This window comes from Nocardia sp. NPDC056064 (assembly GCF_042266925.1).
Classification (GTDB): Bacteria; Actinomycetota; Actinomycetes; order Mycobacteriales; family Mycobacteriaceae; genus Nocardia.
The window spans coordinates 3,647,434-3,666,884 of the sequence record NZ_JBHJWO010000001.1 but is presented as its reverse complement, the minus strand read 5'-3'; the positions used below and the strand labels follow the sequence as shown (position 1 = coordinate 3,666,884).

Annotated in this window: 23 protein-coding genes; 11 read left to right on the top strand and 12 right to left on the bottom strand. The window is 69.6% G+C overall.

Annotated elements, in window-relative coordinates; genetic code table 11:
• The first annotated feature begins 7 nt into the window (after nucleotides 1-7).
• Together ACFC06_RS16950 and ACFC06_RS16945 are read left to right on the top strand one after the other, a co-directional pair.
• Nucleotides 8-994, top strand: a complete 987-nt coding sequence (locus tag ACFC06_RS16950; RefSeq protein ID WP_375931596.1) for an ATP-binding cassette domain-containing protein — start codon at nucleotides 8-10, stop codon at nucleotides 992-994.
• Nucleotides 991-1,773, top strand: a complete 783-nt coding sequence (locus tag ACFC06_RS16945; RefSeq protein ID WP_375931593.1) for an ABC transporter permease — start codon at nucleotides 991-993, stop codon at nucleotides 1,771-1,773. The genes ACFC06_RS16950 and ACFC06_RS16945 overlap by 4 nt, the downstream gene beginning before the upstream one ends.
• Nucleotides 1,774-1,826: 53 nt before the next feature.
• Here the strand turns inward: ACFC06_RS16945 and ACFC06_RS16940 are convergent, their stop codons facing one another.
• The 3 genes from ACFC06_RS16940 to ACFC06_RS16930 form a co-directional block, all read right to left on the bottom strand.
• Nucleotides 1,827-2,522: an anti-sigma factor family protein gene (locus ACFC06_RS16940; RefSeq protein WP_375931590.1), complete on the bottom strand. Its 696-nt coding sequence runs from the start codon at nucleotides 2,520-2,522 to the stop codon at nucleotides 1,827-1,829.
• Nucleotides 2,519-3,028, bottom strand: coding sequence for a sigma-70 family RNA polymerase sigma factor (locus ACFC06_RS16935; RefSeq protein ID WP_375931587.1), 510 nt, complete (start codon nucleotides 3,026-3,028; stop codon nucleotides 2,519-2,521). The genes ACFC06_RS16940 and ACFC06_RS16935 overlap by 4 nt, the downstream gene beginning before the upstream one ends.
• Nucleotides 3,029-3,090: 62 nt before the next feature.
• Nucleotides 3,091-3,729 (bottom strand): YqgE/AlgH family protein, encoded by a 639-nt coding sequence (locus ACFC06_RS16930; protein ID WP_375931584.1) that lies wholly within the window; start codon nucleotides 3,727-3,729, stop codon nucleotides 3,091-3,093.
• 108 nt (nucleotides 3,730-3,837) lie between these two features.
• Between ACFC06_RS16930 and ACFC06_RS16925 the strand changes: the two genes are divergently transcribed.
• Nucleotides 3,838-4,599, top strand: coding sequence for a lysophospholipid acyltransferase family protein (locus ACFC06_RS16925; RefSeq protein ID WP_375931581.1), 762 nt, complete (start codon nucleotides 3,838-3,840; stop codon nucleotides 4,597-4,599).
• On the opposite strand, the gene ACFC06_RS16920 is transcribed toward ACFC06_RS16925, so the two are convergent.
• Nucleotides 4,593-4,904 carry a GNAT family N-acetyltransferase gene (locus tag ACFC06_RS16920; RefSeq protein ID WP_375931578.1) on the bottom strand — a complete coding sequence of 104 codons (312 nt, stop codon included), beginning with the start codon at nucleotides 4,902-4,904 and terminating at the stop codon, nucleotides 4,593-4,595. The two genes, ACFC06_RS16925 and ACFC06_RS16920, sit on opposite strands and share 7 nt — an antisense overlap.
• 74 nt (nucleotides 4,905-4,978) lie before the next feature.
• On the opposite strand from ACFC06_RS16920, the gene ACFC06_RS16915 reads away from it, so the two are divergent.
• On the top strand, nucleotides 4,979-6,112 hold the full coding sequence (locus tag ACFC06_RS16915; protein ID WP_375931575.1) for a glycerate kinase: 1,134 nt from the start codon (nucleotides 4,979-4,981) through the stop codon (nucleotides 6,110-6,112).
• A gap of 1 nt (nucleotide 6,113) precedes the next feature.
• Here ACFC06_RS16915 and ACFC06_RS16910 read toward each other — a convergent pair whose 3' ends face one another.
• On the bottom strand, nucleotides 6,114-6,455 hold the full coding sequence (locus ACFC06_RS16910) for a winged helix-turn-helix transcriptional regulator (RefSeq protein ID WP_375931572.1): 342 nt from the start codon (nucleotides 6,453-6,455) through the stop codon (nucleotides 6,114-6,116).
• Between the two features lie 145 nt (nucleotides 6,456-6,600).
• Here ACFC06_RS16910 and ACFC06_RS16905 point away from each other — a divergent pair, with 145 nt between their 5' ends.
• Nucleotides 6,601-7,470, top strand: coding sequence for an NAD(P)-dependent oxidoreductase (locus ACFC06_RS16905; protein ID WP_375931569.1), 870 nt, complete (start codon nucleotides 6,601-6,603; stop codon nucleotides 7,468-7,470).
• 46 nt (nucleotides 7,471-7,516) lie between these two features.
• Here ACFC06_RS16905 and ACFC06_RS16900 read toward each other — a convergent pair whose 3' ends face one another.
• From ACFC06_RS16900 to ACFC06_RS16890, 3 genes are read right to left on the bottom strand one after another with little or no spacing between them, the layout of a single operon-like run.
• Complete coding sequence (locus ACFC06_RS16900; protein WP_375931566.1) at nucleotides 7,517-7,753, bottom strand: helix-turn-helix transcriptional regulator; 237 nt, start codon at nucleotides 7,751-7,753, stop codon at nucleotides 7,517-7,519.
• On the bottom strand, nucleotides 7,743-8,573 hold the full coding sequence (locus ACFC06_RS16895; protein WP_375931563.1) for an ABC transporter permease: 831 nt from the start codon (nucleotides 8,571-8,573) through the stop codon (nucleotides 7,743-7,745). Before ACFC06_RS16895 ends, ACFC06_RS16900 begins: the two co-directional genes overlap by 11 nt.
• Complete coding sequence (locus ACFC06_RS16890; RefSeq protein WP_375931560.1) at nucleotides 8,570-9,475, bottom strand: ABC transporter ATP-binding protein; 906 nt, start codon at nucleotides 9,473-9,475, stop codon at nucleotides 8,570-8,572. The genes ACFC06_RS16895 and ACFC06_RS16890 overlap by 4 nt, the downstream gene beginning before the upstream one ends.
• Before the next feature lie 180 nt (nucleotides 9,476-9,655).
• Here ACFC06_RS16890 and ACFC06_RS16885 point away from each other — a divergent pair, with 180 nt between their 5' ends.
• Nucleotides 9,656-10,102, top strand: coding sequence for a nitroreductase/quinone reductase family protein (locus ACFC06_RS16885; RefSeq protein ID WP_375935544.1), 447 nt, complete (start codon nucleotides 9,656-9,658; stop codon nucleotides 10,100-10,102).
• Here ACFC06_RS16885 and aroQ read toward each other — a convergent pair.
• A complete protein-coding gene (aroQ, locus tag ACFC06_RS16880) occupies nucleotides 10,099-10,542 on the bottom strand; it encodes a type II 3-dehydroquinate dehydratase (protein ID WP_375931557.1) in 444 nt (147 codons plus the stop codon). The genes ACFC06_RS16885 and aroQ overlap by 4 nt on opposite strands.
• 15 nt (nucleotides 10,543-10,557) lie before the next feature.
• Nucleotides 10,558-11,112, bottom strand: coding sequence for a hypothetical protein (locus ACFC06_RS16875; RefSeq protein ID WP_375931555.1), 555 nt, complete (start codon nucleotides 11,110-11,112; stop codon nucleotides 10,558-10,560).
• A gap of 490 nt (nucleotides 11,113-11,602) precedes the next feature.
• On the opposite strand from ACFC06_RS16875, the gene ACFC06_RS16870 reads away from it, so the two are divergent.
• A complete protein-coding gene (locus ACFC06_RS16870; protein ID WP_375931552.1) occupies nucleotides 11,603-13,189 on the top strand; it encodes an NTF2-like N-terminal transpeptidase domain-containing protein in 1,587 nt (528 codons plus the stop codon).
• Between the two features lie 140 nt (nucleotides 13,190-13,329).
• Entirely contained in the window at nucleotides 13,330-13,686 is a 357-nt protein-coding gene (locus tag ACFC06_RS16865; RefSeq protein ID WP_375931549.1) for a DUF3054 domain-containing protein, read from the top strand.
• Here the strand turns inward: ACFC06_RS16865 and ACFC06_RS16860 are convergent.
• Nucleotides 13,683-14,762: a YbhN family protein gene (locus ACFC06_RS16860; protein WP_375931546.1), complete on the bottom strand. Its 1,080-nt coding sequence runs from the start codon at nucleotides 14,760-14,762 to the stop codon at nucleotides 13,683-13,685. The genes ACFC06_RS16865 and ACFC06_RS16860 overlap by 4 nt on opposite strands.
• A 4-nt stretch (nucleotides 14,763-14,766) precedes the next feature.
• Nucleotides 14,767-16,287, bottom strand: a complete 1,521-nt coding sequence (locus ACFC06_RS16855; protein WP_375935541.1) for an adenylate/guanylate cyclase domain-containing protein — start codon at nucleotides 16,285-16,287, stop codon at nucleotides 14,767-14,769.
• A 72-nt stretch (nucleotides 16,288-16,359) separates the two neighbouring features.
• Here ACFC06_RS16855 and ACFC06_RS16850 point away from each other — a divergent pair, with 72 nt between their 5' ends.
• The 3 genes from ACFC06_RS16850 to ACFC06_RS16840 are packed head-to-tail and all read left to right on the top strand — an operon-like array spanning nucleotide 16,360 to nucleotide 19,428.
• Nucleotides 16,360-17,601: an AI-2E family transporter gene (locus ACFC06_RS16850; RefSeq protein ID WP_375931543.1), complete on the top strand. Its 1,242-nt coding sequence runs from the start codon at nucleotides 16,360-16,362 to the stop codon at nucleotides 17,599-17,601.
• Entirely contained in the window at nucleotides 17,582-18,775 is a 1,194-nt protein-coding gene (macS, locus tag ACFC06_RS16845) for a MacS family sensor histidine kinase (RefSeq protein WP_375931540.1), read from the top strand. The genes ACFC06_RS16850 and macS overlap by 20 nt, the downstream gene beginning before the upstream one ends.
• Entirely contained in the window at nucleotides 18,772-19,428 is a 657-nt protein-coding gene (locus tag ACFC06_RS16840; protein WP_375931537.1) for a LuxR C-terminal-related transcriptional regulator, read from the top strand. The genes macS and ACFC06_RS16840 overlap by 4 nt, the downstream gene beginning before the upstream one ends.
• Nucleotides 19,429-19,451 lie beyond the last annotated feature (23 nt).

Genomic DNA, 19,451 nt, shown 5'->3' with positions numbered 1-19,451 from the left:
CGCAGCAATGAATGCAATTCTCTGGAAAGGGACGACCATGGTCAACTCGGCCATCACCGCACGCGGCCTGCGCAAGGCCTACGGCGAGCACACGGTCCTCGACGGTATCGACCTCACCGTCGCGGAAGGCACCGTCTTCGCGCTGCTCGGCCCCAACGGCGCGGGCAAGACCACCACCGTGCAGATCCTCACCACGCTGATCGGCGCCGACGGCGGTGAGTGCGCGGTCGGCGGGCACGATGTGACGGCCGACCGGGCAGGGGTGCGCGGGCTCATCGGCGTCACCGGGCAGTTCGCCGCGGTCGACGAGTTGCTGACCGGCCGCGAGAACCTGCACATGATGGGCGATCTGAACCATCTGCCCCGCCGCGCCACCCGCGACCTCGCCACCGAACTGCTGGCCCGCTTCGACCTGGCCGAGGCCGCCGACAAGCCCGCGGGCACCTACTCCGGCGGCATGACCCGCAGGCTCGACCTGGCCATGACGCTGGTCGGCGACCCCCGGGTGATCTTCCTCGACGAGCCGACCACCGGCCTCGACCCGCGCAGCCGCCGGGCCATCTGGGAGATCATCCGCGGACTGGTCGACGATCTGGGCGTCACCGTCTTCCTCACCACCCAGTACCTCGAGGAGGCCGATCAGCTCGCCGACCGGATCGCGGTGCTCGACCACGGCCGCATCGTCGCCGAAGGCACTGCGGCGGAACTGAAACGGCTCGTCCCCGGCGGCCACATCCGGATCGACTTCGCCGATCACGTCGCCCTGGACGCGGCCCGCCACGCCTTCGGCCGGGCCGCGCGCGTGCTCGACGGCGGCGACGGGCTCACCCTCGCCGTGCCCAGCGACGGCGGCGTGCGCTCGCTGCGCGCGGTGCTCGACCGGCTCGATGCCGAGAACCTCGAAGCGGGTGGGGTTTCCGTGCACACCCCGAATCTCGACGATGTCTTCCTCACCCTCACCGGCGCCACCACCGAACAGGAGTCCCTGGCATGAGCGTCCAGACCGCTACCCCGAGCAGCGCCTTCGCCGATACCTTGACGATGTTGCGGCGCAACATGATCCACGCGAAGCGCTATCCCAGCATGGTCTTCGGCATCCTGGTCATGCCGACCGTGCTGCTGCTGGTGTTCAACTACGTCTTCGGTGGGGCGCTGGAGAAGTCCTCCGGCGGTGAGTACATCGACTATCTCGCCCCGGGCATGCTGCTGTTGCTGCCCGCGTACATGACGGTGTCGGTGGCCGTGTCCATCGCCACCGACAAGAGCAAGGGCATCGTGAATCGCTTTCGGGTGATGGCGATCTCGCAGTCGGCCATGCTCACCGGGCATGTGCTCGGCGCCCTCGTGCAGGCGCTGGGCGGCATGGCGATGATGACCGGTGTCGCGCTGCTGATCGGGTTCCGGCCCGATGCCGGTCTCGTCGAATGGATCGCGGCCCTCGGCCTGCTCACCCTGGTGACCTTCGCGTTCAGCTGGCTGGCCATCGCCCTCGGCCTGCTCTCGCCCACGCCGGAAAGTGCCAGCAACACACCGTTTCCCATCGTGATGATGCCGTTTCTCGGCAGCGGGCTGGTGTCCACCGACACCATGCCGGTCGGGCTGCGCCAGTTCGCCGAGTACCAGCCGTTCACGCCCATCACCGAGACGCTGCGCGGGCTGCTGATGGGCACCGAGATCGGCGCCAACGGCTGGGTCTCGCTGGGCTGGTGCGCCGTGATCGCCGGGGGCGGCTACTTCTGGTCGAAGTCGATCTTCCGTAAGCAGACCGCCTGATCCTCCGCACCACGAATCCGGCCGCCCACCCCGGGCGGCCGGATTTCGCGTGGTCAGAGCTCGGCGATCAGGACCGTGCGGCCGGAATCGGTCGAGGTGATCTCGACGGATTCGATCGATTCAGGGGCCGCGTCGATGGTGCGTTCGACGGTGAGCTCGGTACCGGGGCCCGCGGGCCACTGGTCCAGGGCGATGCGCTGGTCACCGGCCGTGACGACCAGGCCGTAGCTCCAGGTGTAGCCGGAACCGTAGGCGCTGGGGGCGTAGCGGCAGGTCATCACCAGGCGGGTGCGCTCGCCGTCGCGCAGGAGTTTCACCTCCGCGCTGATCGGGGTCTGCTCGACGGCGCGCAGTTGCTGGGCGGCCACGATCTGGGCGGTGGACGGGTCCGAGCGGGCCACCGTCATGGTCACCGGCACGGCGATGGCGACCGCGGCCGCCGCGGCCGCCACCGCGCTGCCGATCCCCAGCCACCGGCGGCGCTGCCGCCTGCGCTCGGCGGCCGCGGCGAGTACGGGCAGCAGATCGGGCACTCGCGCGGGCGCGGGTTCGGGGTCGATCATGGCCAGCGCGGTCTCGCGGTCGACCAGGGCGAGCAGGCCCGGCAGCCCGGACAGCTCGGCCACCGCCTCCTGGCAGTGCCCGCAGTCGAGCAGATGGGTCTCGTACTCGCGGCGTTCGGCGGCCCCCAGCGAACCGAGGACATAGGCGGCGTCCCAGGTGCTGTACTCGTCGGCGAGGTCGGTCATCGGTTCGTCACCCCCATCTCCTGTAAGGCCAGGCGCATCGCGCGCATGCCGTAGTGCAGCCGCGACTTCACCGTGCCCGGCGGAATCCCCAGCTCGTCGGCGATCTGCTGCATGCCGAGACCGCGGTAGTAGGCCCGCACGATCACCTCGCGATGATCGGCGCTGAGCGTGCTCAGCGCGTCGGCGACCAGCCAGCCGTCCAGCGCGCGGTCGGACTGATCGGGACTCACCTGCTCGGGCGGGGTGTCGGTGCCGAACTCGCGGCGATGACGGGCGCTGCGGTGCTCGTCGACGGCGAGATTACGGGCCACGGTGAACAGCCACGCGCGCGGGGAGGTCTCGGTCTGTTCCAGGACGGCGGGGCGCTGCCAGGCCCGCAGCAGCGTCTCCTGCACGATGTCCTCGGCGCGGCCGGGATCGCGCACCAGGCCGAGGGTGAAACGCCACAGCGCGGGCGCGTGCTCGGCGTAGAGCGCGCGCATCAGTTCGTCGCGACCGTCGTCCATCGGCGGTCCTGATCACTGCTCGGTGTTCATGGGTCACTCCCTCTGTCGATGGAGTAACGGGATCAGTTGCGTTCGAGTTCAATCGGGTGGGTGGCCAGCAGGGCCAGCGGCAGCGGCTGACGGCGCAGCACCGCGGCCCAGAGATCGTGCTGGTCGGTGGCGAGCGGGTCGCCGGGCAGGGCCGAGACCACCACCCAGTCGTCGTTGTCGAGTTCGCCGCCGAGCTGGCCCATCGACCAGCCCGCGTATCCGGCGAAGATGCGCACGCCTTCCACCAGCGGGCCGATCTCGGCCGGATCGGCGTCCAGGTCGACCAGTACCACCCGCCCGTCGACGCGGCGCAGCCCGCGCACATCGGTGATGTCGGCGCCCGCGTGCAGGGTGGCCAGGCACAGCGCGGCATCGCGCTTGACCGGCCCACCGATGTAGAGATCGGACGGGGCGGCGGCCAGCTCGGCCCAGTCGGGCAGCACATCGATCACCGGGGTCTCGCTCGGCCGGTTCAGCACCACTCCGAGGCTGCCCGCGTCGTTGTGCTCGATCACGTACACGACGGTGCGCCGGAATGTCGGCTCGACCAGGTCGATCGCCGACACGAGCAGATTGCCTGCCCGGACCCCGCGCGCGGGCTGTCCGGGCCGCCGGTCGTCCCCGCGCCCGTCGCGCGTACGCCGTTCGTCCGGGTCGTCTCCGCGTGCCACCGAGTCATCATCGCATTGGACCGGTGGGTCGCGCTTCCCACGGAAGGCCTCGGATCGGGAAAATTTCTCGTCCGGGGTGCCCGTCACCGCGGACGGTAGGGTCGGCTCATGCATGCGCCCGAGGTTCTGCTCGAAGACGACGCCGCCGTGTACGACTACTACCTGCGACATCAGCAGAACCGGTGGAAGGCGCTCGCCTCCTATGCGGTGCTGGCCCGGCGCTACCGTCCGCGCGTGTTCTTCGCCGAAGGTGCCAAGGCGGGCCTGCGGGCGCTGGTGCGCAGCGGACGGCCGGTGATCTACGCGATCAACCACCTGTCCACCAGCGATCCCTACACCGTCGCCGCCACTGCCTGGCGCTCGCCGCTGCGCGGCAAGATCGGGCGGGTGCGGGTACTGGCCAAGGACGAGCTGTTCCTCGATCCCGAACAGCGCCGCAAGGTGGACATGATGGGCGGTATCCCGGTGTTCCGCGGCAAGGACCACGGCATCCGGGCGGTCAACGCGGCGGGCCAGCGGATGATGGACGTGTGCGCGCAGCGCCTGGCCGGCGGTGATCACCTGGCGATCTTCCCGGAGGGCACCTGCAACGACGTCGACCCGGCGGCGGTGCAGTCGATCGGCAGCGGTATCGGCCACATCGCCTTCCGCGCGGCCAAGCTCGACGCGGCGCCGGCGCTGGTCGCGCTCGGGATGAGTTACGGGCCGCGCCCCGACCCGAAGGTCGAGCCCAGCGGCCAGGAGGTGGTGTCGGCGGCGGTGTATTTCCGGGCGCCGGTCGCCGAGTTGCCCCCGCGGCCGGGTGACATCGCCCGGTTCGTCAAGGAGGAGTTGCAGCAGGCCGTCGACGGCGCGGTCGCGCGCTATTGAGGCAGACCGAACAGTTCGCGCGAGCGTTGCGGTACCAGCGAGATGTAGCCGGGATGGGTCTGGACGAAATGCAATACCACCGAACACAGCGGCAGCACGCTGAAACCCTCGGCCCTGCTGGCGTCCAGCGCGGCCTGGACCAGCACGTTCGCCAGACCGCGGCCCTCGAACCTTGGCGCGATCTCGGTGTGCACGAGCGCGCGCTCGGCGCCGGTGTCCTGGTACTCGATATAGCCGGCGGGCTGCCCGTCGGCGGTGAGTTCGAACCGCTCGAGCGCGGCGTTGTTGCGGACCTCGGTCGCCATGGGTCGAAACTACCCCGCCGGCCGGTCGCGGAATGCGTATGGCGGGTTTCCGTCCGAGCCCGGACAATGGCCAGATGACCATCGGACCGCGCGTGGTGCTCGCCCCGGACAAGTTCAAGGGTTCCCTCACCGCCGCCGAGGTCGCCGACGCGCTGGCGACCGGAATCAGCAGGCGCAGGCCGCTCGCCGACGTGCGCCGGGTGCCGGTGGCCGACGGCGGTGACGGCATGGTCGACGCGTTCGTCGCCGGGGGCTGGCAGGCCGTGCCGGTGGCCGCGCCGGGACCCACCGGCGAACCGTCGAGGGCCGTCTACGCCCGTCACGGTGACATCGCGGTCGTCGAGCTGGCCGCCGCGGTCGGTCTGGTGAAACTGCCAGGGGGCAGGCTCGATCCGCTCGGTGCCGACACCTTCGGGCTCGGCGTGGTGGTCGCGCACGCGCTCGACCACGGCGCCCGCGACATCGTGCTCGGCCTGGGCGGCAGCGCGTCGACCGACGGCGGCGCGGGCTTCCTGCGCGCGCTGGGCCTGCGCCTGCTCGACGGCAGCGGCAACGAATTGGGTGTGCGCGCAGCGGGTTCCAATGTGTCGGCCCTGCTGGCCGAGGTGCGCAGGGTGGACCGGGCCGGGCTGCATCCGGCCATCGCGCAGGCGAGCTTCACGCTGGCCTGTGATGTCGACAATCCGCTGCTCGGCCCGGCCGGTGCCGTCGCGGTGTACGCGCCGCAGAAGGGCGCGAGCCCGAAACAGATGCTGGAACTGGAAGCGGCCTTGACGAATTGGGCCGCGGTGCTGGGCACCGGCTACGCCGAGATCTCCGGCGCCGGCGCCGCGGGCGGTACCGGATTCGGGGCGCTGGCGGTGCTCGGCGCGCAGGTGCGCAGCGGGATCGACGTGGTGCTCGAGCTGCTCGAGTTCCACGCGCTGGTGGACGGCGCGGCGCTGGTGGTCACCGGGGAGGGGTCACTGGATCACCAGAGCATGCACGGCAAGGCCCCGGTCGGGGTTGGCGCGGCGGCCAAGGCCGCCGGGGTGCCGGTGGTGGCGGCGGTTGGGCGAACCCTTTTGTCGCCCGGGGAGATTCGTGCCGCGGGTTTCCGGCGCTGCTATCCGCTCAGCGATCTGGAATCCGATCCGGCGCGTTCGATGGCCGAGGCGGTGCCGCTGCTCGAGCGCATCGGCGAGCGCATCGCCATGGAGTACCTCTAGGTCATGAGGCGACCCGGCCGACCAGTTCGGCTCGGTGCTCGTTGCCCCAGGTCTCGAGTGCGGCCAGTGCGTCGCGCAGCGTCTCGCCGAGCGCGGTGAGCGAGTACTCCACCCGGGGCGGGATCTCGGCGTAGATCTCGCGGTGCACCACGCCCGCGGCTTCGAGCTGGCGCAGGTTCTCGGTGAGGACCTTCTCGCTCACCCCGTCGAGCAGCCTGCGGATCTGCCCGAACCGCTGCGGGCCCTCGCCGAGCACCCACATGAGGTGCATCTTCCATTTGCCGCCGACCACATCGATGGCCAGGCTCATGCCACAGATATCGTGATCTGGATCACTGTTCATGTCCCGCGCACCTCTCCCGACCGTATTTCGGACCTCCAGGTAAGCAACCACACTTCCACGTGCGGTCTTCCCGGCCTCGCCCCGTCCGAGCACCATGGGTTCCGGCGCCGAAAGAATCCAGCTTCGAGAAACGAAGGGGCAGAGAATGTCCGAGCAGAAATCCGTGTCCGTCCTCGGTCTGGGGCCCATGGGGCAGGCCATGGTGCGCGCATTCCTCGCGGCAGGCGTCGAGGTGACGGTGTGGAACCGCGGTACCGCCAAGGTCGACGCCATGGTCGAACTGGGCGCGAAGCGGGCCGCCACGGTCGCCGAGGCGCTGGCCGCCAACGAGGTGTCGGTCCTGAGCCTGACCCACTACGCCGCCATGTACGACGTGCTCGGCCAGGCGCCGGAAGCGTTGGCGGGCAAGGTGATCGCCAACCTGTCCTCGGATTCGCCGGAACAGGCCCGCAAGGGCGCGGCGTGGGTGCGCGAGCGCGGCGCGCAGTTCCTCTCCGGCGGGGTCATGTCGGCCGGCGACAATATCGCCCACCCCGCGTCCTACATCTTCTACAGCGGCCCGCGGGAGGTGTTCGACGCGCACGCCGAGCTGCTGCGCCCGCTCAGCCCGCAGGAATACCTCGGCGCCGACGACGGCCTGGCCCAGATCTACTACCAGGCGCTGCTGACGGTCTTCCACCCCTGGCTGCTGGCCTTCGACCAGGCGCTGGCCGTGATCGCCCGCTCCGGCCACGACATCGACCAGTTCATCCCCTTCGCGGTGCGCTCCAGCGACGCCTACCCCTACTTCATGCAGGAGTTCGCCACCGCCAACCAGAACGGCGGCTGGGCCGACCTGGCGAGCCTGAAGATGATGGACGCGGGCGCCCAGCACATCATCGACGCGAGCGAGGAGGTCGGCGTCGACGCCACCTTCTCCCATCTGGCCCAGAGCTACTGGCGCAAGGCCGTCGCCGCCAGCGAGGCCACGGGCAAGCCGGTATCGACCTTCGAATTGATCAGGGGCACAGCGTGATTTACGCGCGACACCGTCCGGCACCGTGGGGTGCCGGACGGTGGGGTCACGCGGTGCCGGTGCCGAGGCGGGGGAACGGTTCGGTGGAGAACACCACCTCCACCGCCACCTCGAAGTAGGCCGCGATCCGCAGCGCCAGGTGCAGGCTGGGGCTGTATTCGCCGCGCTCGAGGTAGCCGACGGTCTGGTAGTGCACGCCCAGCGCCTCGGCGAGGTCGCGTCGCGAGATGCCGCGCTCGGCGCGCAGCATCGCGATGCGGTTGTAGATGACCTCAGAAGGCACGCTGCATCGCCTTTTCCCTTCGTTGTGCCATGGCGGCGCCGGACTCGTGTTCGGCCATGCGCCGCAGCACGATCGGCGCCACCAGCAAGCCGATCACGGCCCAGACACCGAGTACCGCGGCGGTTTCCAGGTGCCGCCAGGACTGGTCGATCTCCACGGCGACGGCCTCGCCGGGCAGCAGGGCCGAGCGCATGCCCAGGCCGAGCCAGTACATCGGGAACACCTGACCCACCACCTGCAACCAGCCCGGCAGCGCCGTGATCGGGTAGAAGATGCCGGAGATGGCGACCAGACCCATCAGCGGCATGGTCAACAGGAAGGCGGTGCGGGTGTCGAGCAGGCTGCCCAGGATCGCGCCGAGGGGCAGCACGGCCAGCATGCCCAGCGCGAGCACCCACACGAAGGTCGCCAACGCGCCCGCCCCGCTCAGCGAGGAGCCTCCGATGATCAGCATGCCCACACCGAGCACGATAACGACCTGGGCGACCAGGGTCCCCGAGCTGGACACCATCTTGCCGACGACATAGGCGCTCATGCCCCTCGGCACCGCCTTGGCGCGCAGCAGCGTGCCGTCCTCCCGGTCGAGCACCAGCACGTTGATCACCGCGTACATGCCGTTGAAGGCGATGATCGCGCCCAGCAGACCGGGCAGCGCCAGCTCGGCGATCGACAGCTCGCCACCGGCGTAGTCGCGGTTGCGCAGCAGGTACAGCACGCCGAGCGTGATCGCGGGGGTGAGGAACTGGCCGATCAGGTCGGGCGCGTTGGTGAAGGCCTGCCGCAGTTCGATCAGGCCCCGCTGGATACCTGGCTTGCTCATCGGGTGACCTCCGCGAGAGTGTGGACGGGCGCGCTGTCCTCGCCGGATTCCGCGCGCCGGACCAGGGTCATGTAGGTGTCCTCCAGCGAGGCGCGGCGCACCTCGAGATCGGCGATGGCCTCGCCGTGCTGCTTGAACAACTCGTGCACGAACTTGGTGGACTCGGTGGTGGTGTGCACGAAGCGCTGGTCGTCGATCGTCCAGCTCACCTGTGCCTCCCCGGCGATGGAGCGTGACAGTTCGTCGGGGGAGCCGTCGGCGATGATGCGGCCACCGGCCAGGATGAGGATCCGGTCGGCGAGCTTCTCGGCCTCGTCCAGGTCGTGGGTGGTGAGCAGGACAGTGGTGTCCTCCAGGTCGGCCAGCCGGTGCACCAGGTCGTGGAAGTCGCGGCGGGCGGCCGGGTCGAAACCGGCGGTCGGCTCGTCCATGAACAGCAGATCGGGCTTGCCGACGACACCGATCGCCACATCCAGTTTGCGGCGCTGGCCGCCGGACAGGGTGGCGATCTTGGCGCCCGCCTGCTCGGTGAGCCCGACCAGGGCCAGCAGCTGGTCGATCTCCCAGGGCCGCTCGTAGTAGGAACCGAGATGCGCGAGCAGCTCGCGCACCCGCCATTTGGCGTGGTCACGCCAGGATTGCAGCACCACGCCGATGCGGGCGCGCCATTGCTCGTCACCGTGTTCGGGATCGGCCCCCAGCACGTCGACCCGGCCGGCCGACCTCCTGCGGAACCCCTCGAGGATCTCGATCGTGGTGGTCTTGCCCGCGCCGTTGGGTCCGAGCATGACGAGCACTTCGCCGCGGTGCGCCTGGAATGTCACCTCGTGCAGCACGTCGGTGTCGCCGTAGCGCATCTGCAATCGCTGGACGTCGAGAACGACGCCGTTCTTCGAAGTCATGATTCCTCCCAGTCATCGACCTTCGATGATATGTAGCATAAGTACTACATTCCATCGCGGCAATACTTCGGCGAAATCCGGCATATAGGAAAACGAGAGCACTGCTCTTGACAACGGCCCGCTGGGCGCGCATGCTTGTGCTCAACAGAGAGCAGTGCTCACAGTTCAGGAGTGATCAGCATGGACAACGCCACCCGCTACCTCGGCCCCACCGGAATCGACCCGATCATGACCAAGGTCGTCAACTGGCTGCCCCGCCTGGGCATCAGCGTCGCCGGCGGCAGGCTACTCGCCGTGCGCGGCCGCAAGAGCGGGCAGTGGCGCACCACCATGGTCAACCTGATGACCGCCGCCGACGGCGAGCGCTACCTGGTCGCCCCGCGCGGGCACACCCAGTGGGTGCGCAACCTGCGCGCCGCGGGCACCGGCGAACTGCGCCTCGGCCGCAGGATCGAACCCTTCACCGGCGTCGAGATCGCCGACGCCGACAAGGTTCCGCTGCTGCGCCTCTACCTGGAGAAGTGGGGCTGGGAGGTCGGCCGCTTCTTCGAAGGGCTCGACAAGAACGCGACCGACGACGAATTGGCCGCTATCGCACCGGGATTCCCGGTCTTCCGCGTGGCCTAGAGCTGCGCGAGAAACTCGACAGCCGCGGCGTAGCCCTGGATACCCATCCCGGCGACGACCGCGGTGGCGATGGGGGAGATGAAGGAGTGGTGCCGGAACTCCTCGCGCGCATGCACATTGCTGATGTGCACCTCCACGATCGGCACCTCCGGGATCACCAGCGCGTCGCGCAACGCGACGGAGGTGTGGGTGAGCCCGCCGGGATTGATCACGATGGCCGCCACGGTGCCCCGCGCCGCGTGGATCCGGTCGATCAGCGCGCCTTCGTGATTGGACTGGAAGGCCACCACCTCGCGCCCGAACTTCGCGGCGGTGCGCTCGCACAGCGCGACCACGTCGTCGAGGGTGTCGGACCCGTACACCTCGGGCTGCCGGGTACCGAGCATGTTCAGGTTCGGCCCGTTGAGCACGAGAATCGGGTCGGCCCGCTCGGTATCCATGCAGGCCACTCTAGGTCACAACCCGGTCGGTCCCTCGGCACGCAGGTCGTCGACCTTGCGCATGGCGTCGCGGAGTTCGGCGAGCCAGCTCTCGGCGTGCTTGCCCGCCAGTTTCACCGTCCAGGCCAGGGCGTCGGCGCGGGAGCGGGCCACGCCCGCGTCGATCAGGGTGTCGAGCACCTGGCGTTCGGGCTGGCGCAGGCGCGTCATCACCGGGACCGCCAAGTGGGTGAACAGGATTCGCTTGCCGTCCAGGTTCACGCCCCAGGCGACGCTGCGGCCGTAACGGCGGCGGGCCTCGTCGGCGATCTGCATGCGGGCCGGGCGGGTCGACTCGCGCCAGCGGGCCAGCGCGCCCTCCCTGGTCGCCGCGGAAGCGCCGTCGGGTCGCGGGAGCTCGCCGACCACCACGATCTCGTCGCGGTCGATCTCGAGCTCCGGCGGGCCGGTGAACCAGTCGTCGGGCAATCGTCCGGCGAACCAGTCCGCGGCGTCGGCCGGGTCCGGCAGATCGGCTTGCTGCCAGCCGCCGGGGCGGCCGAATCCACGGTCGCGATGGCTGTCGCCCATGGCGATCACCTGCTCTCGGTATTGCGTCTGTAATGGTGATTACAAGATTACGCCGTATCGGAACCGCGGGATTGCGCTCTGGGAGAACGGCCTGGGGAGCGCTGCCCGTCCGGTGACCGCGGGCGGTTGGCTGTCGGTGGGTGTGGGTACCCTCGGCTTGAATCGCCGGACAAATGCGAGATCCGCACAACTGAGCGCGCCCGCCGGTACGGTTAGCGCGCCAGATGTTGCCACTGGCTGGGCGAGGTTCGAAATGTAGTCCTCATCGGGCGAGATTTCGGGCACAATCGAGGTGCTGAGGTCTAGTAGCGTCCCGTGTTACCGGGGCATCGGAGACGGGTCAACTTCCGGTACGGTGGAATTGTTACCGGAGTGGCAAGAGTGAAGAGTGGGCGATATGGATGTGTGGGGATCCCGCCGCTTTCGCGTCCGGGGCGCAATGGCGATCGCGGGGGTTGCGACCCTCGCCCTCGCGGTGTGCTCGTGCGGAGTGGGTGGGAAGTCGAGTGAAGCGGAGTCGGTTGTCCAGCGGTTCACCGATCTGCTCGACGACCATGACTACACCAAGGCCGCCGACCTGACGTCCTACCCCGCCGCCGCGTCCGCAACCATGAAGCAAATGTTCGAGGGCCTGGAGTCGGGCACCGTCGACTACGAGAAGACCCAGGTCATCGACCTCGACGCGCAGTCGGCCATCTTCAGCATGGATGTGGGCTGGAACTTCGGGGAGCGCAAGGACTGGACCTACACACTCCAGGGCACCGTCCGCAAGCTCGCCATCGGCTGGCGCATCTCCTGGGACCCGGCGGTGATCATGCCGCAGCTGGCCGACAACCGCACCGTCAAGCTCGTGCGCACCACGGCCAAGCCGCCGCCGAAGGTCGTCGACCTGGCCGGTGAGCCGTTGATGACCGAGCAGACCATCAATGTCATCAAGATCGACCCGAGCCGCACCGGCGACCTGGTGGGATCGACCAACGCGCTGGCCGACGCCATCGAGCCGGTCGCACCGCTGATCACCGGTCCCGTGCTGATGCAGAAGCTGGCCGCCTCGCAGGGGCAGCCGGTCGTCGCGGTGAACCTGCGCGAAGGCGATTTCGCGATCCTGGAGCCGCGCATGGCCAAGGTGCCCGGCGTGGTGATGGAGAAGCAGCCGAAGCTGATCTCGGCCGACCGCCGGACCTGGTCGCCCATGCTCGACGCGCTCGCCAAGGTGTGGCAGTCCAGCCTCGAGGCCACCGCCGGCTGGGGTGTGCAGATCTTCGAAGCCGACGGCAAGTTCGTCAACCAGGTCGCTGGCTATCAGGGCCCGGCCGGTCCGGACATCGCCGCCACCATGGACCAGCGCTTGCAGCGCGCCGCCGAGGACGCCGTGGTCAGCGTGGGCACGCCCGCGAGTGTGGTGGCGATCCAGCCGTCCACCGGCGCGGTCGTCGCCGTCGCGCAGAACTCCTACGCCACGGAGAAGGGGCCCATCGCCTTCACCGGGCTGTACCCGGCGGGCGGCACCATGGACCTGTTCCGTGCCGTCGCCGCCGCGAAACTGAAGAAGGCGCCGCAGGACGTCACCGAGCAGGAGGCCGCCGACGCGGCCACCGCGCTCGGCGTCGGCGTCGACTTCAAGGTGCCCGGCCTCGACGAGGTCACCGGGCGGATCAGCGCGCCCGGCCGCAATACCGAGCAGGTGCGTCAGGGCGCGGGCTCGGACGCGGTGCTGGCCAGCCCGTTCGGGATGGCGATCGCCGCGGCCGCGATCTCGCGCGGCTCGGTGGTGCCGCCGATGATCGAAGCGGGTCATCCGAGCACCACCGACACCCCGATCCCCGCGCTCGAACAGCCCGCCGTCGACCGGCTGCGCGCCATGATGCAGGAGGGCATCGGCAAGCCGGAAACGGCGGCGCTGCGCGGGTTCCGCGATGTCACCGCGTTCGCGGCGACCGGCGGCAACGACGGCTGGCTGCTGGCCACCATGGGCGATCTGGTCTTCGCTGTGCACATCGCCGACGTCGACAGCGGCGACGCCACCTCACGCCTGGCCTCGGTCCTGCTGAAGTCCCTGGCGACCCCGGAGCCCTGAGTCGGAATCGACGGCCTCGCGGACGTAGGGACATGGGTAACTCACCGGGCACGGGCTAACGTGACTGCCGACTGACCGGCGGCCGCGTTGCTTCCGGCCGCGCACCTGAATCTGGCCAGAATTCCCGGAGAGGCGGAACAGTGAAGAGATTCGCGCCGTTCGCTGTCGATGCTGTGTTGGTGATCGTCTTCTGCGCGATCGGGAGGCGCAGTCACGACGAGGCGGTGCTGGCCGGGCTGCTGAAGACGGTGTGGCCCTTCGGGATCGGGTTGCTCCTCGGCTGGGCGGTCGCGATGTTCCTGGCGCGTGATTCGCGCTTCGACGCGACCAGCCTGTGGCCGGGCGGGATCGTCATCTGGGCGTGCACCCTCGTCGGCGGGATGGCGTTGCGCGCGGTCAGCGGGCAGGGCGTGGCGGTGAGCTTCGTCATCGTCGCCGCCTGCGTGCTCGCGCTGTTCCTGCTCGGCTGGCGCGCGGCCATCACCGCGCTGCGCTAGATCTTGCGCTGCTGTTTGAACTCGGCCTCTAGGGCTTCGTCGTCGGCGTGCGGTGTGCGGAACAGGAACGCGAACACGATCCAGCCGACGATCGCCACCAGGATGAAACTCACCAGCCGGTAGATGAACGCGGCCGCCACCGCCTGCGAGGCGGGCAGGCCCGCGCCCGCGGTGAGGCCGTAGATCAGGGTGGCGTCCACGTAGACGATGCCGCCGGGCGCGAACGGGATCGACCCCACCGCCTTGCCCGCGGCGAACGCGATCAGCAGCCCGGACAGTTTCGGGTCGGCGCCGATGGCGAAACAGGCCGCGCCGAGACAGGCCACGTCGGCGAAGCGGTGCACCAGCGCCCACACCCCGACCAGGCCCGCGTCCTTCTTGCCCAGATCCACCGACTCGAGCTGGGCCCTGATCTCGGCCAGCTTGGCGATGCCGTGGTCGGCGGGCTTCTTGCGCATCCGGTTGACCCGCGCGAGGACGCGGCGCAGCAGCGCCTCGAGCGTGCCGGGATGCCGGGCCAGATAGTTGCCGACGAACAGCACCACGGCCAGCGCCACCAGCGACGCGATCAGATTGAACCCGATCCGGTTGCCGACCAGCGCGGCCCCGGCGATACCGAGCAGCGCCAGCCCCGCGGTGGCCACCACGCCGGAGAACACCAGCTGCCACGACGCGACGATCGGGCTGGCACCCCAGCGGCGGGTCTGGCGGTAGGTGAAGGCGGTGGAGAACACCTGGCCCGCGGGCAGCGTCAGCGACATGGCCGTGGCGCCGTAGACCACCGAGACCGACTTGCGCTGGCTGACATCCACCCCGCCCGCGTGCAGCAGCTGCTTCTGCACCCGCCCGAAACCACTCATCGACACGGCCTGCAGCGCGATACACAGCACCAGCCAGCCCCAGTGCATCTCGGTGAGCGTGCGCCACGACTCGTGTAGCCGCGGCCAGAGATAGGCCCCCTCGCCGACGAGCAGCGCCAGCAGCGCCACCCCGAGCACCCACTTCACCCACCAGAACCGGCGGCGCCCGGCTGCGGGCAGGGCGGGTTCGCCCGCTAGGTCGCCGTCGGCCGTCACGATCTCAGCCTAACGAACGAACCTGTTCTCCCGGCACTACATCGAGCCCGGGGGTCGAGCTCTTCGGCCAGGCCAGGCGGGTTTTTCTGCGTCTGCCACGCAGCTGGACCTCGTCGCCGGTCTCCCAATGGTCTTGCTCGCTTTCGTCGGCGAAGTACAGCGCGCTGCCCGAAGCGAGGACGCGGCCGGGATGATCTTTGGCCAGTTCGGTGAGTCGCGACGCCTCGTTGACGGGGTCGCCGATCACGGTGTATTCGAAGCGGTTGGCGGCGCCGATATTGCCCGCGACGGCCAGTCCGGCCGACACACCGATGCCGACATCGAGGCTGGTCACCTCGCGCAGGGCCTCGCGCAGATCGCGGGCGGCGGCCAGGGCGGCGCCGGGCGCGTCGGGGCGGTCCAGCGGGGCGCCGAAGATCGCCAGCGCCGCGTCGCCGACGAACTTGTTGACGAAGCCGTGGTGGCTGTCGATCACGTCGACCACCACCCGGAAGAACTCGTTGAGCAGGCTGACGACCTCGGTCGGCGGGCGTTCGGCCGCCGCGGCGGTGGAGCCGACCATGTCGACGAACAGCACCGCGACGAACCGGGTCTCACCGCCGAGTTCGGTGCCGTAGTCCAGCGCCCGCTGCGCCACGTCCTCGCCGACGTGCTGACCGAACAGCTCCTGCAGCTTGCGACGCTTGGCCGCCTCCTCCATCATCCGGTTGAAGCCCACCTGCAACAGCCCGATCTCGGAGCCGTCGTAGACCTCCACCTGCACGTCGCGCGCGCCGCCCTGCACCCGGTTGATGGCCTGCGACAGCTGCCGCACCGGGTCGGAGATGGAGGAACCGGTCAGCATCGACAGCGCCAGCGCCTGCAGGATCACCACACCGCACAGCAGCAGGATCGAGATGGCCAGCGAGTTGGCCGAGAATTTCACGTCGGAGGAGATCTGGGTGACGCACAGCAGCACGATCGCGATGGTCGGCGCGAAGGTGCCCATGCCCCAGGTCATCGCCATCCGGGTGCCGACGCCGGGCGTCAGCGTGTGGTCGAAGGTGCCCTCGGTGAGCGCCTCGGCGGCCACCGGGCGCAGGATGCGCTCGCCGAGCATGTAGGTGAAGCCGAACACGATGGTCGCGGCCATACACTCGGTGACGATCACCGCCCCGCCCAGCTCGGGCGATTCGGCGATGATCAGCCCGGCCAGGATGCCGCCGCCGATGATCCACAGCACCAGGTGCACGATCGACTGGCGCAGCGGCACGTGCAGCGCCGCCATCTGCTCGCGCCTGCTCGGCGGACCCCCGCGCATCTGCCAGCGCATGACCGGCCGCAACATCAGCGCGGCGGCGACGATACTGAGAATCGCCGCGATCCCGAAGACCAGCACCGGCGCCAGCAGCCCCGTCTGGCGCACCCCGGTCGGATCTCCCTCGGGCACCGGCAGCCCGTACTGGATGAACGCCCACACGAGTACCGCGCCGAACGCGTTGGCCAGCAGTATCGACGTCAGATACAGCGGCCAGCGCGTTCGCATGGTCTGTTTGACCGCTTCCAGTGGCGCCGACACGACCACCAATCTAGCGTTCGGACCGATAGGCTCTCTCGAGTGACCGACCAGAAGGCAGATTCCGCGACCGCGTCGGCGCTGTGGCGTGCCGATGCCGAGGCCGTTCATCCGCTGGTCCGGAAAGCGGCCGCCTGGAGCTGGCGGTTGCTGGTCATCTTCGCGGCATTGCTCGCGGTGGGGATGCTGGTACAGAAGTTCGCGACGGTGGTGATTCCGCTGGCGATCGCGCTGCTGGCGGCCGCGCTGCTGGCGCCGCTGGTGGACTGGATGCAGCGGGTGGGGATTCCGCGCGGGCTCGGCGTGTTCGTGGCGCTGGTCGGCTCGATCGGGCTGCTCGCCGGGATCATGACCTTCGTCGTGGAGCAGTTCGTCGACGGTGTGCCGGGGCTGTCCAACGAGGTCACCAACAGCGTCCACAAGGTGCAGGACTGGCTGATCAACGGCCCGCCGCACCTGAGCGATCAGCAGATCCGCAGCGCGGGCGACACCATCGTGCGCACCATCCAGGACAACCGCGAGAGCCTGACCAGCGGCGCGCTCACCACCGCCACCGTCATCGGGCACATCCTCACCGGCGCGTTCCTGATCCTGTTCATCCTGATCTTCTTCCTCTACGGCGGCGACCAGATCTGGCATTTCGTCACCCGGATCATCCCCACCGCGCACCGGGACAAGGTCCGCACCGCCGGGGAACTGGGCTTCGGCACGTTGGTCGGGTTCGTGCGCGCCACCGTCGTGGTGGCCGCGGTCGACGCCATCGGCATCGGCGCCGGATTGGCGATATTGCACGTGCCGCTGGCGCTACCGCTGGCCTCGCTGGTGTTCATCAGCGCGTTCATCCCGATCATCGGCGCGTTCTTCGCCGGGTTCGTCGCGGTGTTCATCGCGCTGGTCACCAAGGGCCTGGTGACGGCGCTGATCGTGCTCGGCATCATCATCGCGGTGATGCAGCTGGAAGGCCATGTGCTGCAACCGCTGCTGCTGGGCCGGGCGGTGAGCATCCATCCGCTGGCCGTGGTGCTGGCGATCGCCGCGGGCCTGGTCGTCGGCGGGATCGCGGGCGCGCTGCTGGCGGTGCCGCTGATCGCGGTGGGCAACACCGCGATCCGGTATCTGCTCGCCGACAGCCCGGAGGAGGTCTACGGCGAGTTGGCCGGCGGCGAGGACCGGCGATTGTTCTCGGCCGAGCCGGACAAACCCGAGCCCGGCCGATTCGACGTCTACCGCACCCTGCGCAAGGACGAAGAGCGCGAGTCCGGCGATGCGGACCCACACAGCTGAGCTGAGCAGTGCCGACGCGGCGACCGCGCCCCTGTGGCGGGCCGCCCAGGCTTTCCGTCTGGTCACGCTGCTGTACGCGGTCGGCCAGCAGATCGCCTCGGTGCCGTACTACCAGCATCCGCGGCTGAGCTGGGTGCTGATCGCGCTGATGGCGATCTGGTCGGGAGTCTCGGCGCTGCTGTTGTCGCAGTGGTATTTCCCCGAGGCGACCGGCCGGATTCGTGGGTGGGTGGTCTTCGGCGATCAGGTGGTGACGGTCCTGCTCATCGCCTCCACCCGGCTGGTCGCCGATTACGGCTGGTACCACGGACATCAGACGCTGCCGACCACGCTGTGGATCGCCAACGCGGTGATCTCGATGGCCATCCTGCGCGGACCGGTCGCGGGAGTGCTCGCGGGACTGGGTATGTCGGCCGTGGTCGTGACCGTGCGTGAGCAGTGGGGCCAGGACGTGTGGGGCGACGCCACCGCGCCGGTGCTGGTCTCGGTCGGCCTGGCACTGGGCCTGGCGGCCAATACCGCGCGCCGGGCTCAGCGCCAGCTCGAACAGGCACTGCGGATGACGGCCGCCGCCGAGGAACGCGAACGCCTGGCCCGTGAAGTGCACGACGGGGTATTGCAGGTTCTCGCGTTCATCAAACGTCGCGGTGGTGAGATCGGCGGTCCCGCAGCTGAACTCGCGCAGCGCGCCGGCGAACAGGAAGTGGCGCTGCGGGTCCTGATCTCGGAGCAGGGCGCGCGGCCCGATTCCGGTGCCGCCGAGGTGGACGTGCGACCGCTGCTCACCGTGCAGGCCACGCCCGCGGTGTCGGTGGCCACGCCCGGCGAGCCGGTGCCGATCGGCCGCGCCGCCGCCCAGGAGATCGCCGCCGCCGTGCGCACCGCGCTGTCGAATGTCGAGCTGCACGCCGGACCCGGCGCGAAAGCCTATGTGCTGCTGGAGGACACCGGTGACATGCTGGTGGTGAGCGTGCGTGACGACGGCGTCGGGATTCCGGCCGGGCGGCTGTCGGCCGCCGAAGCCGAAGGGCGGATGGGGGTTTCGCGTTCCATCGTCGGCCGGATCGCCGCGCTCGGCGGCACCGCCGAACTGCTCACCGAGGGCGAGGAGTTCGGCACCGAATGGGAATTCCGCATTCCGCGCCGGCCGGCGCGCCGAGAGGAGGCCAGATGACCGACGCGGTGATCACGGTGATGGTGGTCGACGACCATCCGATGTGGCGCGAGGGCGTGTCGCGCGACCTCGCCGAAGCGGGTTTCGCGGTGCCCGCCACCGCCGACGGGGTCGGCACCGCCACCCGCCGGGCGGCGGCCGTCCAGCCGAACGTGGTGCTGATGGACATGCAGCTCACCGACGGCAACGGCGCCACCGCCACGGCCGAGGTGCTGCGGGTGTCGCCGGCCAGCCGGGTGCTGGTGCTCTCGGCGTCGGCCGAACGCGACGACGTGCTCGACGCGATCAAGGCCGGGGCCAGCGGATACCTGGTCAAGAGCGCGTCGGCGGCCGAACTGATCGAGGCGGTGCGGGCCACCGCGGCCGGGCAGCCGGTGTTCACGCCCGGACTGGCCGGGCTGGTCCTCGGCGAATACCGCCGGATGGCGACCGCGCCCGCCGCCGCCGACGAACCGCACCGGCCCTCGCTGACCGAGCGCGAGACCGAGGTGCTGCGGATGGTGGCCAAGGGCCTCTCGGCCAAGCAGATCGCGGCGCGGCTGAATCTGTCGCATCGGACGGTGGAGAACCATGTGCAGGCCACGCTGCGCAAATTGCAGCTGGCCAACCGGGTGGAGTTGACGCGTTATGCCATCGAACAGGGTCTGGAATAGTCCGACCGCCCGGGGCACCTACC